Source organism: Gilvibacter sp. SZ-19 (assembly GCF_002163875.1).
In the GTDB taxonomy this organism is placed as follows: Bacteria; Bacteroidota; Bacteroidia; order Flavobacteriales; family Flavobacteriaceae; genus Gilvibacter.
Genome location: NZ_CP019333.1, coordinates 2,182,612 through 2,200,325, shown reverse-complemented (window position 1 = coordinate 2,200,325; position 17,714 = coordinate 2,182,612). Strand labels below are relative to the sequence as shown.

Below are 17,714 nucleotides of genomic sequence, written 5' to 3'. Positions count from 1 at the left end.
CGGCCTTGAATTTCGCCGATTAGCACTAATTTTGAGCAAATCCCTGCTGATAGATAATGATCCCAAACTGGAAATCCATAAACTGTAAAGGCCAATTGATATCCTTAGAAGAACCGCAAGTTATGGGGATCATCAACGTGACCCCAGATTCCTTTTATAACGGCGGAGCCAATCTAGAAGTTCAAAAAGCTGTGCAAACTGCCACAGCAATGCTCCATGCCGGAGCTAGATTCTTGGATGTTGGCGGCTATTCCTCAAGACCTGGCGCAGATGACATTACTTCGCAAGCAGAAACACAGCGTGTTATTCCAGTCATTGAAGCCATTTTAAAAGCACATCCAGAGGCCCTTATCAGTGTGGACACCTTTAGAAGCGAAGTGGCACGGGAGGCTATTAGAGCTGGTGCAGCGATGGTAAATGATATTAGCGGCGGGCATTTGGACACGCAGATGTTACCTACTATTGCAGAGTTGCAAGTGCCCTACATCATGATGCATATGCGAGGCACGCCACAGACTATGAAGTCGCTTACCGAGTATAACAACCTCATCTTGGAGATCAAAGAATACTTTGCTACCCAGCTCCACAGCGCTCGCGCGCTGGGGATCAATGACGTGATCATTGATCCTGGGTTTGGCTTTGCCAAAACCGTGGAGCAGAATTACCAGCTGCTAGACAGGATACAAGAACTGAACGACTTGAATTGCGCCATACTTGTAGGTGTTTCTAGAAAATCAATGATCTACAGAACCTTAGACACCACTGCTCAAAATGCCTTAAATGGCACTACAGCCTTAAATGCCTGGGCCTTAGATAGAGGCGCCAATATCTTGAGAGTACACGATGTAGCTGAGGCTGTGGAATGTATAAAACTCCATAAAGCCCTGTCGGCATCGCGCCAATAAAAGCGGCTTTAGACTTCGCATTAATTTGTTAAATTTACAAGCAAAGCTCAAAAGCGTTGGACCTCTTAGACATCCGTGTTATTGATATTGTAGACATCGTCTTGGTGGCGGCGCTGCTGTTTTACCTCTACCGCTTGGTAAAAGGAACGGTTGCGATCAACATATTCATAGGGATCGTGATTCTCTATACAGTATGGAAGTTTACAGAACTTCTAGAGATGGAACTCTTTAGCAAGATCCTCGGTGGATTCTTAGGAGCTGGAGTTTTTGCCCTTATTGTCGTTTTTCAGCAGGAGATCCGCAAATTCTTACTAATGGTAGGTTCAACCAACTTTAAGGCCCGCAAGAAATTCTTCAAACAATTCAAACTAAACAACACCGGTGATTCTGTCAGTACCAATGTGCAGGATATACTAGCGGCCTGTAAAAAAATGGGAGCTCAATATGCCGGAGCATTAATAGTGATAGAACGCAATACCAATCTGGACTTTGTAAAGAATACAGGAGACCGCATGAATGCAGAGGTAAATCAGCCAATTATAGAAAGTATATTCTTTAAGAACAGCCCGCTGCACGACGGCGCCATGGTTATAGAAGGAAATACTATTACAGCTACTCGCGTGATCTTACCGGTATCCAACGACAGAAACATCCCCTTAAGATTTGGCCTGAGGCATCGCGCTGCCATAGGTATAACAGAAAAAACGGACGCTTTATGCCTTGTGGTCTCAGAAGAGAACGGGCAGATCAGTTACATTAAAGACGGGGAATTCATAGCTTACGACAATTTTGAAGCCCTCGGCGAAATCATCAGAACCGATTTAAGCTAAGCTCATGAATTGTAAAAACTGCAATGAACCCCTAGAACACGGTGCGCAATTCTGTAACCATTGTGGTGCGCGTGTCATTTTAGAACCTTTTACCTTTAAATACGTCACTCAAGATTTTGAGGAGCGATTCCTGAATTTAGACAGAAACTTACTTGTAAGAACCCTACGCGATATGCTAATTAGGCCCAAAGCGGTCATAGATGGTTATATAGACGGGGTGCGGAAACGTCATATGAATTTGGCCAATTGGCTTGCCGTTGCCTTGACGGCGAGTGGGCTTATGATCTTTGTGGTGCGCAATTTTTATCCGGAGTCCTTAGACATGCAATGGATGATCGACGCTATGGGTGAATCTTCTAAGAACAATCCATTCTTACAAAGCTTAAATCAAGAAGACCCGACAGCAAATATGTGGTGGATGGAATACCAGGCCATTCTCTACATACTGATGATCCCCATCTATGCACTTTTGTCTAAGATCACGTTTATAAGACAGAAAGCCTACTCTTATTTGAAGCATATTGTCATTGTGGGCTATACGCAATCTTGGTTGAGCCTCGCCATGACGATCCCCGTACTGATCTTATTGCCTCTGGGAGCGAATTATATGAAAATGAGTTATTGGATCCTCGCCATCAACTTCTTGTTCAGTGCCTATGTGTACAAGCGGGTGTTTCAACTCAGTTTCTTGGGTATAGTCTGGCGATCCCTGCTCTTTATTTTAGTGGGACTAGGTCTCTATATCTTTATAATTATTGCAACCATTCTCTTTATGCTTGCTTTCGGATCGGCCTTTGGAGCATAAGGCTAGACAGCCTCTTCTGCCATAAATTGCACCTCGTAGAGGTTCTTGTAGTAGCCTCCGTCTATGGCCAATAACTCCTGATGCGAGCCTTGCTCCACGATCTTTCCTTGATCCATGACAATAATGGTGTCGGCCTTTTTTACGGTAGCCAAACGGTGCGCGATAACTAGTGAAGTGCGTCCTTCGGTAAGTTTTTCTGTGGCTTTTTGAATGAGCTCTTCGGAATAGGTATCTATGGAGGAGGTCGCTTCGTCTAAGATGAGAATATCCGGCTGACTCACATAAGCTCTCAAAAAGGCCAATAGTTGTCGCTGTCCAGAAGAGAGCATGCTTCCGCGCTCCTTTACATTGTAGTGATAGCCGTTGGGTAAGCTCTCGATAAAGTCGTGCACCCCGATCTGTTTTGCCGCAGCGATCACCTCTTCTTCGGAGATGTTTGGATCATTCAGGGTAATGTTATTAAATATAGAATCCGCAAATAAGAAAACGTCTTGCAAAACTATAGCGATACCTTTTCTTAGCGATTCCAAACGATACTCTTCTATAGGGAGACCATCTACAGCAATGACTCCAGAATTGCGCTCATACAAGCGCGAGAGCAAGTTAATGATGGTAGACTTTCCGGCCCCTGTTGCGCCTACTATGGCCACAGTTTGTCCGGGCGCTACCTTAAAGGAGATACCTTTGAGTACTTCTTCGTCTTCCACATAGCTAAAGCGAACGTCTTGGAAAGTGATCTCACCTTTGGCGTCGTCCCAAGTTTGCGTACCCTGGTTGGCAATTTGCGATTCGGTATCTAGCACTCCAAACACGCGATTGGCAGCAACCATTCCCATCTGTAAGGTGTTGAACTTGTCTGCAATTTGACGCAGCGGTCTAAAGAGCATTTGCGACAACATGATAAAAGCCGTAATGTCTCCAACAGAAATATTACCCCCTCCTATGATGTCTCTAGCACCATACCAGGCAATTAGACCAATCGCTACAGAAGATGCGATCTCTGCTATTGGAAAGAAGATAGAGTTATACCAAACCGTACGGATCCAAGCTTTTTTGTGCTTTTCGTTTATGGCGTGAAAAGCCTTGTATTCGGTGTCCTCTCTAGCAAACAACTGCACGATCTTCATTCCGGTAATGCGTTCTTGCACAAAGGTGTTTAGATTGGCCACCTGGGTGCGCACTTCCTCAAAAGCAGATTTCATTGCTCTTTGGAAAACCCTTGTCGCATAGACCAAGACCGGCAAAATAGGTAAGATAATAAGAGAGAGTTCCCAACTCATAAAGAACATCACTCCCAATACGGCAACCATTTTAAGCAGATCACTGATTATCATAAAGAGCCCTTGAGAGAAGATGCTCGAAATGGTTTCAATATCGTTTACAGCTCTTGTGGTTAAACGCCCCACAGCACTTTTGTCAAAATAGGCCATTTTAAAGCGCAGCATATGTCCAAACAGCTTCACGCGGATGTCTCTAATAACACTTTGCCCTAACCAGTTTGCGTAAAAGATAAAGGAGAACTGAAACAAGACCTCAAAAAGCAGCATTCCTGCCATAAGCAGTACAAAGAAGAGCAGCAGTTCTGCGTTCTTTCCACTGATGGCCTGGTCCATGGCTAATTTGAGCACATAAGGACGTGCCACACCCAACACAGACATCATGATCACAGAAAAGGCCACAAAATAAAAAGTACCCTTATAGGCTTGGGTATACCCTAAGAGTCTTTTGAATAATTTAAAATCGAATGCCTTTCCGGATTTTTCGCTCATGATCTGTAGAGGGCTTCTGGATAGCTAACCTTGTGTAAAAATAAGCCTTTTGCCGGAGCTGAAGCCCCTGCCTCGCTCCTATTTTTTGATGCGATAAGTTCTGGAATAGATTCCACAGTTCTTTTTCCGTAGCCTACCTCTAATAGCGTTCCTACTACTGCACGCACCATATTGCGCAAAAAACGATCCGCAGTAATAGTAAAAACGAGCTTATGACCTTCTTGCTCCCAATGGGCCGTTGTCAAATTGCAGATATAGGTCTTCACATCGGTATTGGAACGCGAAAAACACTGAAAATCTTGTGTCCCAAGCAGTAATTGGGCCGCCTGGTTCATTAGAGCTACATCTGGATTTCTGTGCAAAACATGACTAAAGCGCACCCCAAAAGGATCTTTCCCAAGGCTGATGTAATATTTATAAGTTCTGCCTGTGGCGTGAAAGCGCGCATGAGCATCGTCTTGTACCGCTCTTATGGATTTTATGCTGATGGATGGCGGTAAGAAACTGTTTAACTTGTCTTGCCACTGGGGTTCCTCTAAAGAGAGATCGGTATCTACATGTGCCATGATCTGGGCAGCATGCACTCCGGTATCGGTTCGTCCCGCGCCCACTATCCCAGTATCTATCTTACATACCAGACGCAAGGCTTCTTCTAAAGCTTCTTGCACGCTGATGGCATTGGGTTGGCGTTGCCAGCCGTGAAAGTCGGTGCCGTCAAATGCTATTTCTAAAAAATACCGCAAGTTCTCGTACTTTTACAGCTGCAAAGATAAGGCTTCCCATGACCAAAATCCTACTGCTTTCTGATACCCACTCCTATATCGACGATAGAATCTTGGAATATGCCTCTGGGGCCGACGAGGTATGGCATGCCGGAGACATAGGCGATCTTAAAGTTACCGACCAACTCAAAGCCCTAAAACCCCTACGCGCAGTTTACGGCAACATAGACGATGCCGAGGCACGAGCAGAGTTCCCGGAGCACAATCGTTTTATGTGTGAAGGTGTCGATGTATGGATCACCCACATTGGAGGCAATCCGGGGCGCTACAATCAACGCGTGCGCGAAGAAATTTATCGCAACCCACCCAAACTCTTTATTTGCGGGCATTCACACATCTTAAAGGTAATGCCCGATAAAAAAACAGGCTTGCTACACATGAACCCCGGCGCCATTGGTAAGCATGGGTTTCATAAAGTAAGGACTATGCTTCGCTTTGAGATTGATGGAGAGAAGATTCAGAATCTTGAAGTTATTGAGATGAAAAGATAGTAAAGCCGTAATAATGCGACTTCGATTGAGCCTCGTAAAAACGGTACGCCGACCTCTGCGCGAAAATCTAATCATTATTTATAACAAAAAGGCAATTACCCCGCGCAAGGGATTGAGCGACCTGTTTGAGCTCATTTGCTAAGCAAATAGCGAGTAGTGAAAGCCCGGTGCCGCGACCGCGGCATGCGCACTAAAAAAACAACCCTAAAGTAGAACTGCGTTCACTTTAGGGCACAAAAAAGCCTCTGAGTTGGCATACTCAAAGGCTTTCCACTAATATACTAAGATGATAGGTTTAACGTAATCGGTCCGCAGATTTTACGAGCTCCTCGTCCCGTCTGATGGCTTTGTTGGCCAAAGCCAGAAAAACGATAGAAACGATGGGCACGAGTAGCGCAATACCCTTCTCTGAGGCAATAGCCTCTCCGGATACACTTAGGGCACGATACACGAAAACTCCTAGTAAAAAAAAGTTTAACAGTACAGCCAGTCTGTTCAAGACAAACTGCAACTGTCTCTTTTTGAATTGAAAGATCGAAATTGCAATAATCACTACTGCAAGGGCCATAGGTATAGCAACCAACAGTTCCTCTTTGGAAACCAATACTTGGCCAGCGTTGTCAGCAACCACAGGAAACCATATATAGAGTCCAATTAGTGCTAAACTCGCCAACAACATATAAACGGTTTGTATGCGTTGTAACATCCTTTTTATACGTGTTTGGAGGGCAAAAATAATGTTTCTTTTTTTATCCTCCTTGCGTATTTAAACAAAATATATTTGTATTATTGCAGTATCAATTCGGAGTTGAGACCACACGACTCCTTATTCTCCAAAGACATTTTACAATTTTCTCTTCAACGAAAATTCTTCATTCATTACATTTTAATAATTCTTTCCTCAGATGTTTGATATCTCTGAATTAAAAACAAAAAAGCTACCCGAACTTCAGGAGTTAGCAAAAACGCTTAGTGTCCCCAAATACCGAAGCTTAAAGAAACTAGACCTTGTATACCAGATCTTGGATTACCAGGCAGCCAATCCGCAGGCGGTAAAAGCGGTAAAAGAAGCTCAAGGCCCAGAAGAAGCTCCAAAAGCAGAGCAGCAACAAGCGCCTAAGCAAGAGCAGCAGAACGCTCCAGAAAAAAGACAAGACAACCGCGGCAAGCAGAACCAACGCCAAGACAACCGTCGTAACCAGCAGCAGAAGAATCAGCAGCAAAAAGGACAACAAAACGACGACAAAGGCAAAGACAACAATGCCAAGGATAACAGCGGTTCTAAAGGCCAAGACAACAAAGGCAAGAATCAGAAAGACAACCGTAAGGACAACAGAAACGGGGGTCGCAATCAGAAGAACCAAAACAACAATAACAATAACGGCAATAAAGACAATCGCAACCGTTACCGCGAGCCAGACTTTGAGTTCGAGGGTATCATTGAGAGCGAGGGTGTACTAGACATCATGCAAGACGGCTACGGTTTCTTGCGTTCTAGTGACTACAACTATTTGTCGTCTCCAGACGATATTTATGTATCGCAGTCGCAGATCCGTTTGTTCGGATTAAAAACTGGAGATACAGTCCTCGGAGAAGTGCGCCCGCCTAAAGAAGGCGAAAAGTACTTCCCGCTCATCAAAGTGAGCAAGATCAACGGCCTGAGCCCAAATGTGGTGCGTGACCGAGTATCTTTCGAGCACTTAACGCCGCTCTTCCCAGATGAGAAATTCAATATAGCCGACAAGCAAGCCACCATCTCTACCCGTATCATGGACCTCTTCTCTCCTATTGGGAAAGGCCAGCGTGGTATGATCGTATCTCAACCTAAAACGGGTAAGACAATGCTTTTAAAAGACATTGCCAACGCCATTGCGGCCAATCACCCGGAGGTATATCAAATTGTACTGCTTATAGACGAGCGCCCAGAAGAGGTTACCGACATGCAACGTAACGTAAGTGGTGAGGTTGTAGCCTCGACCTTTGACAAGGAAGCTTCAGAACACGTTCGCGTAGCTAATATTGTAATAGAAAAGGCCAAGCGTTTGGTAGAATGCGGTCACGATGTAGTGATCCTTTTGGATTCCATTACGCGTTTAGCCCGTGCTTACAACACCGTACAGCCTGCCTCTGGTAAGATCCTTTCTGGGGGTGTAGATGCTAATGCGCTACACAAACCTAAGCGTTTCTTTGGTGCGGCCCGTAACATTGAGAACGGCGGAAGTTTGAGTATCATCGCTACGGCACTTACAGAAACAGGTTCTAAAATGGACGAGGTGATCTTTGAAGAATTCAAAGGAACCGGTAATATGGAACTGCAGTTAGACAGACGTATCTCTAACCGCAGAATATTCCCGGCTATTGACCTAATGAGCTCATCTACGCGTCGCGACGATCTGTTGTTAGACGACAATGTGATCCAACGTATGTGGGTAATGCGCAAGTATTTGGCAGACATGAACCCTGTAGAAGCCATGGAATTCATTCTAGACCGTGTAAAACAAACCCGTTCTAACGAAGAGTTCCTCATTTCTATGAATGGGTAGCCTAGAAAAATCTTAATTATAGTTCAAAGAAGGAGTCTTGTTTTTACAAGGCTCTTTTTTTATGCACATCCCTGAAGCGAGCTTCGCTCTGCTTCAGGGTCGGGCTTTCACTACTCGCTTTTTACCTGCGGTAAAAGAGCTTAAACAGGCCGTTCAAATGCGAAGCATTCATGACTTCATATTTAATAAAATATTAAAGTAGGAATAATCCCTTGCGCGGGGTATTTATCGAATAAATTTTATTCAGTCTTTAATTTTCAAGGCGAGGGCCTTGATCCCTTTGATACTTTTCCCATTGCGGCAAAAGTATCCAAAAGCGCTAGCGACACTCGCTCCCATTTGAAAACCTAGCCACCCGCAGCCACAGATGCATTGAAAGCTCCTGGCCCTAAAGGTCCAGATCGGCACAATGCATCTCAAGCCCACCGCTGCTGGCTGGTTTTACTACATGCTCGCTCGGAGTTGCATTTTTGGATTGGCCTTAATTTTCGTAGTTTTAAGAAACTCCCCACAATTAATACGCTATGAAAAAACTTTTACTAATTGTAATTGTATTTGGTCTTTGGGGAAATGCCGATGCACAAGATTACGATCCTGAGTTAGTGAATACCTGGAAACTTGTTGCCATAGATAGAGATCTGTTACCCACAGCCTATACCACAGATGTAACCCCTGCTATAACACCATACCTAAAAGTTAATGCAGACCTAAGTTTTGAAGGCTTTGGAGCTTGCAATTCGTTTACAGGCAGTTTTTCTGTGGGCGTTGGAACTGGCTTAGAAAGTATTTTCATTCCCGAGTTCTCGGCAACAGATAACACTTGCGACTCGGAGAGTCAAAACAATTATGAGGACGCCTATTTCTGGCAGCTCAACCTACCTGTCCCTTTGCTTGAATACGAATATTCAATAACTACCGGCTCAGACGGAGAACCTCTTTTAACCCTTGGATTTGGCAGTGGGTTTTACTTGTATTTTACGCCAACCACTTTAAACGTTAATGAACAGCATTTATCACCAATCAAGGTTTACCCCAACCCTACTTCAGATTATTTCGCGCTCAGCAAATCTCTAACGGCAGACAGTGAAATAATTATATACAGCATTAATGGAATGCAGCGTAATTTGACTTACAACCCTACTGGGCAATATGATATTTCAGACCTTGCCAACGGCGTTTATTTTTTAGAGGTTATTACTGATCAGCAGGTGTTTAGGGCTAAGGTTGTTAAACGATAAGCTTGTGAATTTATGTATTTAAGCTCCACAAGCGCATATTTTTGATAAATTTATAGGACTCCCCACGAATCAATTAACGCTATGAAAAATTACGTCTTTACACTCTTAGTGTTCATCTCTGGGAGTTACGCGTTCTCTCAAGATTACGACCCAGATCTTGTGAATACCTGGTATCTAGTTTCGACTCAGGGAGATCTAGGCGACCCATACTTTACGGTAGATGTTGAACCTCCCATTAGTCCTTACATTACAATTAACGAAGACTTGAGTTTTGAAGGTTTTGGCGCTTGTAATTCATTTACTGGGCAATTCTCCGTAGAACCAGACCTTCCCTCAGGATATCTTTATTTAACGGCCTTTGATGCCACCGATGATGACTGTGGCTTTGAGTCACATAATTTATACGAAGGCTTCTATTTTGGAATTTTAAATGTACCAGGCGAAAAGTTGCTCTATTTTGTAGACATATTACCCGACTCCTCAATATTTTGGTTTCAATCATGGCCGGGGTTTGAACTTACCTTTCAGCTCGAGACCTTAAGTGTTGTTGAAAATGAAAAACCAACTATTTCGATTTACCCCAACCCTACTTCAGATTATTTCGTGATCAATAAATCTATTCCTGCAGATGCTGAGATTACCTTATTCAGCATGAGCGGTCAAATTCAAAAATTAGATTATAAAACCAATGGCGTTTATGACGTTTCTTTCCTTACCAGTGGGGTTTATGTTGTAGAGATCACTACAAGCAAAGAAGTTTTTAGGTCTAAAGTGGTTAAACGATGAGCTTTTAATTTTCAAGGCGAGGGCCTTGATCCCTTTGATACTTTTCCCATTGCGGCATTACTGACAAAAAATGTCCAGTGGACATTTTGAAGGAAGTACCTCCAAAAGCGCTAGCAACACTCGCTCCCATTTGAAAACCTAGCCACCCGCAGCCACAGATGCATTGAAAGCTCCTGGCCCTAAAGACCCAGATCGACACAATGCATCTCAAGCCCACCGCTGCTGGCTGGTTTTGCTACATGCTCGCTCGGAGTCGCGTTTTTTCGTGATGACCATTAATTCAATATCTTTAATTTGACCATTAATTTTTTGCTGGACAAAATATATGAACGACGAACACAATACACTAACATATCAAAAACTTGCCTTAGCGGCATCGTTTTACTTAGAACAAGCTTTCAATCATTTAGACGTTGCATTATTAAATGATTATGCAGCAATCCTATTTAGAACTGAGGAAGCTAAAATCATAGCAAGTCAAGAAGATATAGCTCTGTTTGGAAAAAACAAGTATCCAGAAGGAACAATTGCCAAAATGAGGTTCGACACTAAAAATGCAGTCTCAGAAAAAACTAAAGAGGTAATAAATAAAGCGTTCGACGAAACTCTAAAAAGAGCCAAAAAGGTACCATACAAATTTAAACTGAACCATAAAATTCAGTCAATTGAAATTTTGGGACACATCAACAATTTTGCATTCTTTCTAGATGTTTTGATCAACAGACATTTATTATTTCTTATGCATACGAATACTCTTAACCCAAAAGAATACAATAACTTAAAAAACAAGTCGCCCAAGATTAAATTAAACACCATTAAAAAAAAATTAGAGAGCGGAAATATAAACGGACTAAACAATATACTAGCGCTATTTACTCTTAGAAATAGAACAGTTCATTTTACTCCAGAAAATGCTGATTACCTAGAACCACAAATTTCCGAATTGATAGAATATTGGAGACTGACCGTTGAATTTGTTCATCAAATTCAGACAAAAGAGAAATTTGAAATTGGTTGTTTCGTTTCTGACATTAATCAATATTCTGGTTTTGTTTTAAATAAATGGACAAGGTATTTTTCAGAATCTGAAAAATCTAAATTAATTCCTTAGCTTTAGAAGTCTCCCCACACCTCAAGTCTGTTGATCTGAGGGTGGGGCTTTAGAATTTTAAATAATTGGATTTTGAATATTATCGAAAACAATCAGGATTTCGTTAAATGGTTGAGGAAGGTTGATGACGATCATATTAAACGTGACCATGAACTAAACAGTTACAGACACTCCAATAATACTCTAAGAGTTGATAACCTCACAATTGAAAAACTTGAAATACGGCGTAAACACTTTGAAACCACTGAGTTCCAGTCCTGTGTTTTTTTCAATTGTAATTTTACTTCATCATTATTTTTTGTTTCTACATTAATTAATTGCAAGTTTATTAATTGCCATTTCACATGGACAGATTTTATTGATGTAGACTTAATTTCATGTGAGTTTATTGATTGCAGAGTTTACCAAATGAACATGAGTGATGCGATTATAAATAATACTGTATTTACAAATTGCACAGATATTACAGATTTAAGAATAAGGGGAGATCGTGATAGAGAAATTAAATTCAAGACATGTTATATCCAAGAACTCCGCATAGAACCTATATCATCAAAATCGACTGAACGCTACATATTTGCAAATTGTTTAATAAAAGAATCGAGTTTTTATCGTGTTGATTTCAAAGAAAGTGCTTTCGAATATTGCAATTTAGCCTTAAATCAATTTAACGGTTGCTCGCTATCAGATCATTCTTTAATGATCTCCAATAGTATTCCTGGGAAAGAATATAACTTTATTGATATCAGATCAATCTTAAATTCTGTCCCGTTAGGAGAAAAGGTTTTGGAGAATTTGTTTGGCATACACAATAGAGATATAAAGGAATACTTAGTGGATATGACCTCGAAAATTGAATTCCAATCAATCTTCATTTCATATAGCTTTCATGATTCGAAATTCGCCAAGCTTATTAATGAAGAATTAAAAAGGCGAGGAATAATTACCTTTTTATGGGAGAAGGATTCGAAAGCTGGAGAAAGATTAACTAAGATAATGTCTGATGGGATTAATGAAAAAGACAGAGTTTTGTTTATTTCCTCGGAGTATTCTTTGAAAAGCAAAGCTTGCCATTTTGAACTAACAGAAGGAAGGAAAAAACAAGAGCTATCTTGGGAGAACGTTTTGTTTCCTATACACCTAGATAATTACTTATTTGACTTAGAAAAAGATGTTATTAGGCCAATCGAAAAGCAAGACGAATACTGGGAGAATATTACAGAACTTAAACGACTGAATTCGCTCTCCTTCATTGAATTTATAAATCCCAGTTCTAGGAACCAACTAGAATTTGAGAAACAAATATTTAGATTAATAGAAGGCTTGAGAAAATAAACGATTGACCCCGCGACTCCTCACAAGCCTACCAGAAAACAAGCTGGCAGCTTAAAACCGTCGCTTACATGGCAACCGAGGTTTGTTCGGTTCGATGTTGGCTGCGCGTTTCTTGCAAAGTAGTTTGCCCGCAAATCTACGCAGCAAACGCAGCCAACTCAGAAAAACCGAGGGGTTTAGCACAAGGTGCTAAATGACATTCTAAGCGACTTGATTTTTTGCACACTTTTTTATCAAGAAAAAAGTGTGAGAAGAGACTAAAACCCTTCTACGCTAACCTTCTTCTCAGAAGCTATGAAGGTCAAAGAGCTACGAAGGGCTAAAAAAATAAAACCCCCAAGCAAAAGCTTGGGGGTTTTTAAGTACGGTAAAGTAGTAAACCTTATAGAGAAGCTACATGCTTCGCCATGTTCGATTTTAGGTTAGCGGCTTTATTCTTGTGAATAATATTACGCTTTGCCAATTTGTCTACCATAGAAGCAACTTCAGGAAACATAGTTTCTGCATCTTTCTTCTTGGTAGTCTCAAACAAACGCTTCATTGCATTACGAGCAGTTTTGTGCTGGTAACGGTTACGTAGACGTTTGGTCTCGCTGTTTCTTATGCGCTTTAAGGCTGACTTATGATTTGCCATTTCTACTTTTAATTAGTAGCCCGTAGGGGATTCGAACCCCTGTTACCAGGATGAAAACCTGGCGTCCTAACCCCTAGACGAACGGGCCATTTGGTTTCAAATGCGGATGCAAAAATACAACTATTTTTTATTGTCGCAATATTATGCAAAACTTTTTTCAAGGGAACTGAAAATTTTTTCCTCCCTAGTACGCTTTCGCAAACAAAACCCTTCTGGCAGAGGGCTTCCCGCTGTAAATACAGCTACCCGCTTCTTCTTTGGCATCCAACGGAATACAACGAATGGTTGCCTTGGTTTCTTGTTTTATACGCTCTTCGGTTTCAGAAGTTCCGTCCCAATGGGCCGAAATGAATCCGCCTTTACCATTAAGTACTTCTTTGAACTCCTCATAACTGTTTACTTCTGTAGTATGTTCAGCTCTGTAGGCCACAGCACGATCAAATAGCCCATTTTGGATCTCTTCCAAAAGGCCTGTAACTGTACCTACCACCTGATCGTTGGCAATGATCTGTTTCTTAAAGATATCTCTACGCGCGATCTCTACCGTACCGTTCTCCATATCTTTAGGTCCAATGGCAATACGAACAGGAACTCCTTTAAGTTCGTATTCGCTGAACTTCCAGCCTGGTCTGTGGGTATCTCTATCGTCATAATGCACCCGAACTCCTGCAGCTTTAAGATCTGCTTTTAATTTATTGGCTACCTCGCTCACGGCCGCCAATTGCTCTTCTCCTTTATAAATAGGAACAATAACTACCTGATCTGGCGCTAACGATGGAGGCAAGATCAAACCGTTATCATCCGAATGGGTCATAATCAAGGCTCCCATAAGACGGGTAGACACTCCCCAAGAAGTTGCCCACACATGCTCTAGCTTGCCTTCTTTAGAGGTAAACTGCACATCAAAGGCCTTGGCAAAGTTTTGCCCTAAGAAGTGAGAAGTTCCAGCTTGTAAGGCCTTACCGTCTTGCATCAAGGCTTCGATACAGTAGGTCTCTAAAGCTCCAGCAAAACGTTCGCTTTCGGTTTTGGTTCCCTTAACTACCGGTACGGCCATATATTTCTCTGCAAACTCTGCATAGACATGCATCATTTGCTCGGCCTCTGCAATCGCCTCTTCTTTGGTGGCGTGTGCTGTGTGACCTTCTTGCCATAAAAACTCCGCAGTACGCAAAAACAAGCGCGTACGCATTTCCCAACGCACCACATTGGCCCACTGGTTTACCAAAATTGGAAGATCGCGATAAGATTGTATCCACTTCCGATAAGTATCCCAAATAATGGTCTCAGAGGTCGGTCTAACGATCAACTCTTCTTCTAACTTCGCATCTGGATCTACCACGATTCCGCTGCCGTCCTCAGCATTCTTTAGTCTGTAATGCGTAACTACAGCGCATTCCTTGGCAAAACCATCTACGTGGCTCGCCTCCTTAGAAAAATAGGATTTAGGGATAAAAAGCGGGAAATAAGCATTCTTATGACCGGTTTCTTTAAACATGCGATCCAGTTCTGCCTGCATACGCTCCCAAATAGCATACCCGTAGGGTTTGATCACCATCGAACCTCTTACACCAGAGTTTTCGGCCAAGTCGGCCTTCACTACCAGCTCGTTATACCATTTGGAATAATCCTCGCTTCTACTTGTTAAATTCTTTCCCATTTCCTGAGTTTGGCATAGAAATTGCTCCTTTTTAAGCAATTAGTTAATCTTGGCAAAACTAATTAATTTTATAATGTTCAACAATTAAAACTATGTTGCTATGAAAAGAGTTACTTCCTTCCTGCAAAAGCCCTTCAACTGGTCTTTACTCGGCCTTGTCGGACTGCTTTTGACCTCCTGCGGAACCTACCAAAATGCATCCTACTCTGAAGACGGCATTTACTCCACCGGAACAATGGGAGTTCCTTCAGACAATTCAGGCGCTGAGCAAACTGCAAATGCAGATCAAAGTGCCAATAGCAACTACTACAAACAATACTTTGGGGCCAAGAGCGCCCAAATCTCCAATATCTCCGATCAGGCAGATATTTTTACCGATATAGACAGTTATACCTCCGCAGAGACCATTACGGAAGACGGGCTCATCGTTATTGAAGAAGAGCAAGAGTCTTACGGGCCTTGGGGAACCAACGCCACCGATGTTACCGTAAACATTTACGACAACGGCTGGGGCGCTTGGGGCGGCTGGGGCTTTGGTGCTGGCTGGGGCTGGGGTCCTGGATTTAACCGCTGGGGCTGGGGTCCTGGTTGGGGTGGCTGGGGCGGCTGGGGCGCCTGGGGCTGGAACTACGGCTTCAACGCTGGCTTTGGCTGGGGCTGGGGACCTGCTTGGGGACCTGCTTGGGCCTACGGACCAGGATGGTATTGGCCTGCTGGCTACGGCTGGGGCTGGGGTAATGGATACTGGAATTACAATGGCTACGGATACGGACGTGGATATGCATACAACAGAGGCCGCAGAGCGGATTATCGCGGAAACGTACCTTATGGTAGTGCGGCAGCAAATCGCACAGCAGCGACCAATAGCAGACGCTCTTCTTATAGTAGATCTGAAGTTACACGTCGTGTGAATCAAGCCAACGCACGCAGAAACTCAAGCAATATGAGTTCGCGATCTAGCGGTAATATGACCAACTCTCGCACACGTAACAGTCGTAATATGAGCAGTGGTCGCAACTCTGGAAATATGCGCTCAAGTTCTCCGAATGTCAACACCAGATCACGTTCGGGCAACTTTAACAATCGTTCTCGCAGCAACAGAAGCAGCGGATCTATGAGAAGCTCTGGCTCAAGAAGTCGTAGCAGCGGATCTATGAGAAGCAGCGGAGGCAGCATGCGCAGCAGTGGAGGCTCTCGCGGTGGCGGAGGCTCAAGAGGCGGCGGTGGACGCAGAGGCGGACGCGGATAAAATCAAGCATCAATCATTCTTACCATAAAATAACGCAATGAGAAAGTTAGTTTACCTACTCATCTTGGGAGGCCTTATGCCCAATTTGTATGCCCAAGGAATATCGGACGTACTCAGGTACAGTCAGGAATCAGTTTACGGAACAGCAAGATTCAACGCCATGAGTGGTGCCTTTGGCGCCCTGGGTGGCGACCTATCAGGGGTCGCGCTCAACCCTGCTGGTTCGGCGGTGTTCTTATACAACTACGCGTCTGCCTCTGGCGGATTGGTAGATCGTCAGAACGACATCTTGTATTCAAATACCTTCAATACTAGTGCCGATATCGATGCGGCCATTACCCAGGCCGGAGCTGTTTGGGTTTTTGGAAACAGCAGCGATGAAAGCGACTGGGGCAAGTTTACCATAGCAGTTAACTACGAACTGCAGAACAACTTTGACAATGAGGTAGTGAGTATCGGGACCAATACTATTGGGATAGATCAGTTCTTTCTCAATCAGGCAGAAGGCTTGCCTTTGGAGCTCCTGCAGTTGCAAGGCGGAGAATCTATTCCAGATCTCTATCAATTCTTAGGTGAGACAGAAGGAGCTGCTGCTCAATCGGCATTTTTAGGCTTTCAGTCTTTTATTATTGATCCCGTGGAGAACACACCTGGAAATACAGCCTACTTTTCCAATGTGGCACCGGGGAGTTTTAATCAGGAGCATTTCCGTGTAGATTCTGGTTATCAAGGAAAGTACACCTTCAATCTCGCAACCGAATACAAGCAAAGTCTGTATTTAGGAGTAAACTTGAACGCCCATGCTATCGATTACAGAAGTTCAACCTTTTTGTTCGAATCGAACAACAATGCCAATACGGCTATAGATCAGATAGGGTTTGAAGAAAATCTTTGGGTCTTAGGTTCAGGATTCTCTGCACAAGTAGGTGCAATTGCAAAACTCGGAGATATTTTAAGAGTAGGTATTACTTACGATACACCTACTTGGCTTACACTTTCAGAAGAAACGTCTCAAAGCATAGAGACCAGAAGAATTTTGAATGACAACAGCACTATCATCGAGGTAGTAGACCCAAGAGTGGTAAACATCTTTGCCGATTATCGCATGCGCACACCAGGTCAAGTTAAGGCCAGCGCTGCTTTGTTATTCGGACAAGCAGGTCTTGTTAGTTTTGATTACGGTTATAAGGATTTCACAGAAATGCAATTCACCACGAATGATCCTTTCTTTAATATTCAAAATGCACTTATTGAGAACACCTTTAAGGCAGCTTCCTCTTACCGTTTGGGTGGCGAGTACCGCGTGAACCAATGGAGCTTTAGAGGAGGTTACCGTTTCGAAGAAAGCCCATTTGAAGACACTTCTTTAATGGGGGATCTAACGGGTTATTCTTTAGGATTAGGTTATTCGCTAGACAATGTAAAGATAGACTTGAGTTACGCTACAGCGCAGCAAGATCGCAGTGAGGCGCTCTACGGAACTGGACTTACTACTCCTACGAACATCGATCAGCAAATGGATGTCTACACCTTGAGTTTAGGATTCTTTTTCTAGGCCGATGTTATAACGAAATTA

At 43.0% G+C, this 17,714-nt stretch carries 16 protein-coding genes and 1 tRNA gene; 11 read left to right on the top strand and 6 right to left on the bottom strand.

The window, feature by feature from the left end:
• The first annotated feature begins 56 nt into the window (after positions 1 to 56).
• Genes folP through BTO09_RS10230 form a run of 3 tightly spaced genes read left to right on the top strand, consistent with a single transcriptional unit; the run spans position 57 to position 2,540 of the window.
• Positions 57 to 905 carry a dihydropteroate synthase gene (folP, locus tag BTO09_RS10240; protein ID WP_087524685.1) on the top strand — a complete coding sequence of 283 codons (849 nt, stop codon included), beginning with the start codon at positions 57 to 59 and terminating at the stop codon, positions 903 to 905.
• 56 nt (positions 906 to 961) lie between these two features.
• Positions 962 to 1,735, top strand: a complete 774-nt coding sequence (locus tag BTO09_RS10235) for a diadenylate cyclase (RefSeq protein ID WP_087524684.1) — start codon at positions 962 to 964, stop codon at positions 1,733 to 1,735.
• 4 nt (positions 1,736 to 1,739) lie between these two features.
• Complete coding sequence (locus tag BTO09_RS10230; RefSeq protein ID WP_087524683.1) at positions 1,740 to 2,540, top strand: DUF3667 domain-containing protein; 801 nt, start codon at positions 1,740 to 1,742, stop codon at positions 2,538 to 2,540.
• 2 nt (positions 2,541 to 2,542) lie between these two features.
• Here BTO09_RS10230 and BTO09_RS10225 read toward each other — a convergent pair whose 3' ends face one another.
• Positions 2,543 to 4,309 (bottom strand): ABC transporter ATP-binding protein, encoded by a 1,767-nt coding sequence (locus tag BTO09_RS10225; protein ID WP_087524682.1) that lies wholly within the window; start codon positions 4,307 to 4,309, stop codon positions 2,543 to 2,545.
• Positions 4,306 to 5,052, bottom strand: a complete 747-nt coding sequence (gene truA / locus BTO09_RS10220; RefSeq protein WP_087524681.1) for a tRNA pseudouridine(38-40) synthase TruA — start codon at positions 5,050 to 5,052, stop codon at positions 4,306 to 4,308. Before truA ends, BTO09_RS10225 begins: the two co-directional genes overlap by 4 nt.
• Before the next feature lie 38 nt (positions 5,053 to 5,090).
• Between truA and BTO09_RS10215 the strand changes: the two genes are divergently transcribed.
• Positions 5,091 to 5,582, top strand: coding sequence for a metallophosphoesterase (locus tag BTO09_RS10215; RefSeq protein WP_087524680.1), 492 nt, complete (start codon positions 5,091 to 5,093; stop codon positions 5,580 to 5,582).
• 295 nt (positions 5,583 to 5,877) lie between these two features.
• Here BTO09_RS10215 and BTO09_RS10210 read toward each other — a convergent pair whose 3' ends face one another.
• The gene (locus BTO09_RS10210) at positions 5,878 to 6,288 is read right to left on the bottom strand and encodes a DUF4293 domain-containing protein (RefSeq protein ID WP_087524679.1); all 411 of its coding nucleotides are present in this window, start codon (positions 6,286 to 6,288) and stop codon (positions 5,878 to 5,880) included.
• A gap of 199 nt (positions 6,289 to 6,487) precedes the next feature.
• Between BTO09_RS10210 and rho the strand changes: the two genes are divergently transcribed.
• The 5 genes from rho (at position 6,488) to BTO09_RS10185 (ending at position 12,595) form a co-directional block, all read left to right on the top strand.
• On the top strand, positions 6,488 to 8,125 hold the full coding sequence (rho, locus tag BTO09_RS10205) for a transcription termination factor Rho (protein WP_087524678.1): 1,638 nt from the start codon (positions 6,488 to 6,490) through the stop codon (positions 8,123 to 8,125).
• 524 nt (positions 8,126 to 8,649) lie between these two features.
• Complete coding sequence (locus tag BTO09_RS10200) at positions 8,650 to 9,363, top strand: T9SS type A sorting domain-containing protein (RefSeq protein ID WP_087524677.1); 714 nt, start codon at positions 8,650 to 8,652, stop codon at positions 9,361 to 9,363.
• A gap of 81 nt (positions 9,364 to 9,444) precedes the next feature.
• Positions 9,445 to 10,149 (top strand): T9SS type A sorting domain-containing protein, encoded by a 705-nt coding sequence (locus tag BTO09_RS10195; RefSeq protein WP_087524676.1) that lies wholly within the window; start codon positions 9,445 to 9,447, stop codon positions 10,147 to 10,149.
• 325 nt (positions 10,150 to 10,474) lie between these two features.
• The gene (locus tag BTO09_RS10190) at positions 10,475 to 11,260 is read left to right on the top strand and encodes a hypothetical protein (RefSeq protein ID WP_087524675.1); all 786 of its coding nucleotides are present in this window, start codon (positions 10,475 to 10,477) and stop codon (positions 11,258 to 11,260) included.
• Between the two features lie 72 nt (positions 11,261 to 11,332).
• The gene (locus BTO09_RS10185) at positions 11,333 to 12,595 is read left to right on the top strand and encodes a toll/interleukin-1 receptor domain-containing protein (RefSeq protein ID WP_087524674.1); all 1,263 of its coding nucleotides are present in this window, start codon (positions 11,333 to 11,335) and stop codon (positions 12,593 to 12,595) included.
• Positions 12,596 to 12,977: 382 nt separating this feature from the next.
• On the opposite strand, the gene rpsT is transcribed toward BTO09_RS10185, so the two are convergent.
• The 3 genes from rpsT to proS all read right to left on the bottom strand — a co-directional run bounded on the left by rpsT (position 12,978) and on the right by proS (position 14,889).
• Entirely contained in the window at positions 12,978 to 13,229 is a 252-nt protein-coding gene (gene rpsT / locus BTO09_RS10180) for a 30S ribosomal protein S20 (RefSeq protein WP_087524673.1), read from the bottom strand.
• A 16-nt stretch (positions 13,230 to 13,245) separates the two neighbouring features.
• Positions 13,246 to 13,317, bottom strand: a tRNA-Glu gene (locus BTO09_RS10175).
• A 96-nt stretch (positions 13,318 to 13,413) separates the two neighbouring features.
• Positions 13,414 to 14,889, bottom strand: coding sequence for a proline--tRNA ligase (gene proS, locus BTO09_RS10170; protein WP_087524672.1), 1,476 nt, complete (start codon positions 14,887 to 14,889; stop codon positions 13,414 to 13,416).
• Between the two features lie 100 nt (positions 14,890 to 14,989).
• Between proS and BTO09_RS14645 the strand changes: the two genes are divergently transcribed.
• On the top strand, positions 14,990 to 16,138 hold the full coding sequence (locus BTO09_RS14645) for a hypothetical protein (protein ID WP_157663486.1): 1,149 nt from the start codon (positions 14,990 to 14,992) through the stop codon (positions 16,136 to 16,138).
• Positions 16,139 to 16,175: 37 nt separating this feature from the next.
• Positions 16,176 to 17,693 (top strand): OmpP1/FadL family transporter, encoded by a 1,518-nt coding sequence (locus BTO09_RS10150; RefSeq protein ID WP_087524668.1) that lies wholly within the window; start codon positions 16,176 to 16,178, stop codon positions 17,691 to 17,693.
• The last annotated feature ends 21 nt before the right edge of the window (positions 17,694 to 17,714 follow it).

Excerpts from the sequence above, each read along its gene's own strand:
- folP (WP_087524685.1), top strand. The coding sequence starts at position 57 with ATGATCCCAAACTGGAAATCCATAAACTGTAAAGGCCAATTGATATCC.
- BTO09_RS10230 (WP_087524683.1), top strand. The coding sequence starts at position 1,740 with ATGAATTGTAAAAACTGCAATGAACCCCTAGAACACGGTGCGCAATTC.
- BTO09_RS10225 (WP_087524682.1), bottom strand. The coding sequence starts at position 4,309 with ATGAGCGAAAAATCCGGAAAGGCATTCGATTTTAAATTATTCAAAAGA.
- BTO09_RS10215 (WP_087524680.1), top strand. The coding sequence starts at position 5,091 with ATGACCAAAATCCTACTGCTTTCTGATACCCACTCCTATATCGACGAT.
- BTO09_RS10210 (WP_087524679.1), bottom strand. The coding sequence starts at position 6,288 with ATGTTACAACGCATACAAACCGTTTATATGTTGTTGGCGAGTTTAGCA.
- rho (WP_087524678.1), top strand. The coding sequence starts at position 6,488 with ATGTTTGATATCTCTGAATTAAAAACAAAAAAGCTACCCGAACTTCAG.
- BTO09_RS10200 (WP_087524677.1), top strand. The coding sequence starts at position 8,650 with ATGAAAAAACTTTTACTAATTGTAATTGTATTTGGTCTTTGGGGAAAT.
- BTO09_RS10195 (WP_087524676.1), top strand. The coding sequence starts at position 9,445 with ATGAAAAATTACGTCTTTACACTCTTAGTGTTCATCTCTGGGAGTTAC.
- BTO09_RS10190 (WP_087524675.1), top strand. The coding sequence starts at position 10,475 with ATGAACGACGAACACAATACACTAACATATCAAAAACTTGCCTTAGCG.
- rpsT (WP_087524673.1), bottom strand. The coding sequence starts at position 13,229 with ATGGCAAATCATAAGTCAGCCTTAAAGCGCATAAGAAACAGCGAGACC.
- proS (WP_087524672.1), bottom strand. The coding sequence starts at position 14,889 with ATGGGAAAGAATTTAACAAGTAGAAGCGAGGATTATTCCAAATGGTAT.
- BTO09_RS14645 (WP_157663486.1), top strand. The coding sequence starts at position 14,990 with ATGAAAAGAGTTACTTCCTTCCTGCAAAAGCCCTTCAACTGGTCTTTA.
- BTO09_RS10150 (WP_087524668.1), top strand. The coding sequence starts at position 16,176 with ATGAGAAAGTTAGTTTACCTACTCATCTTGGGAGGCCTTATGCCCAAT.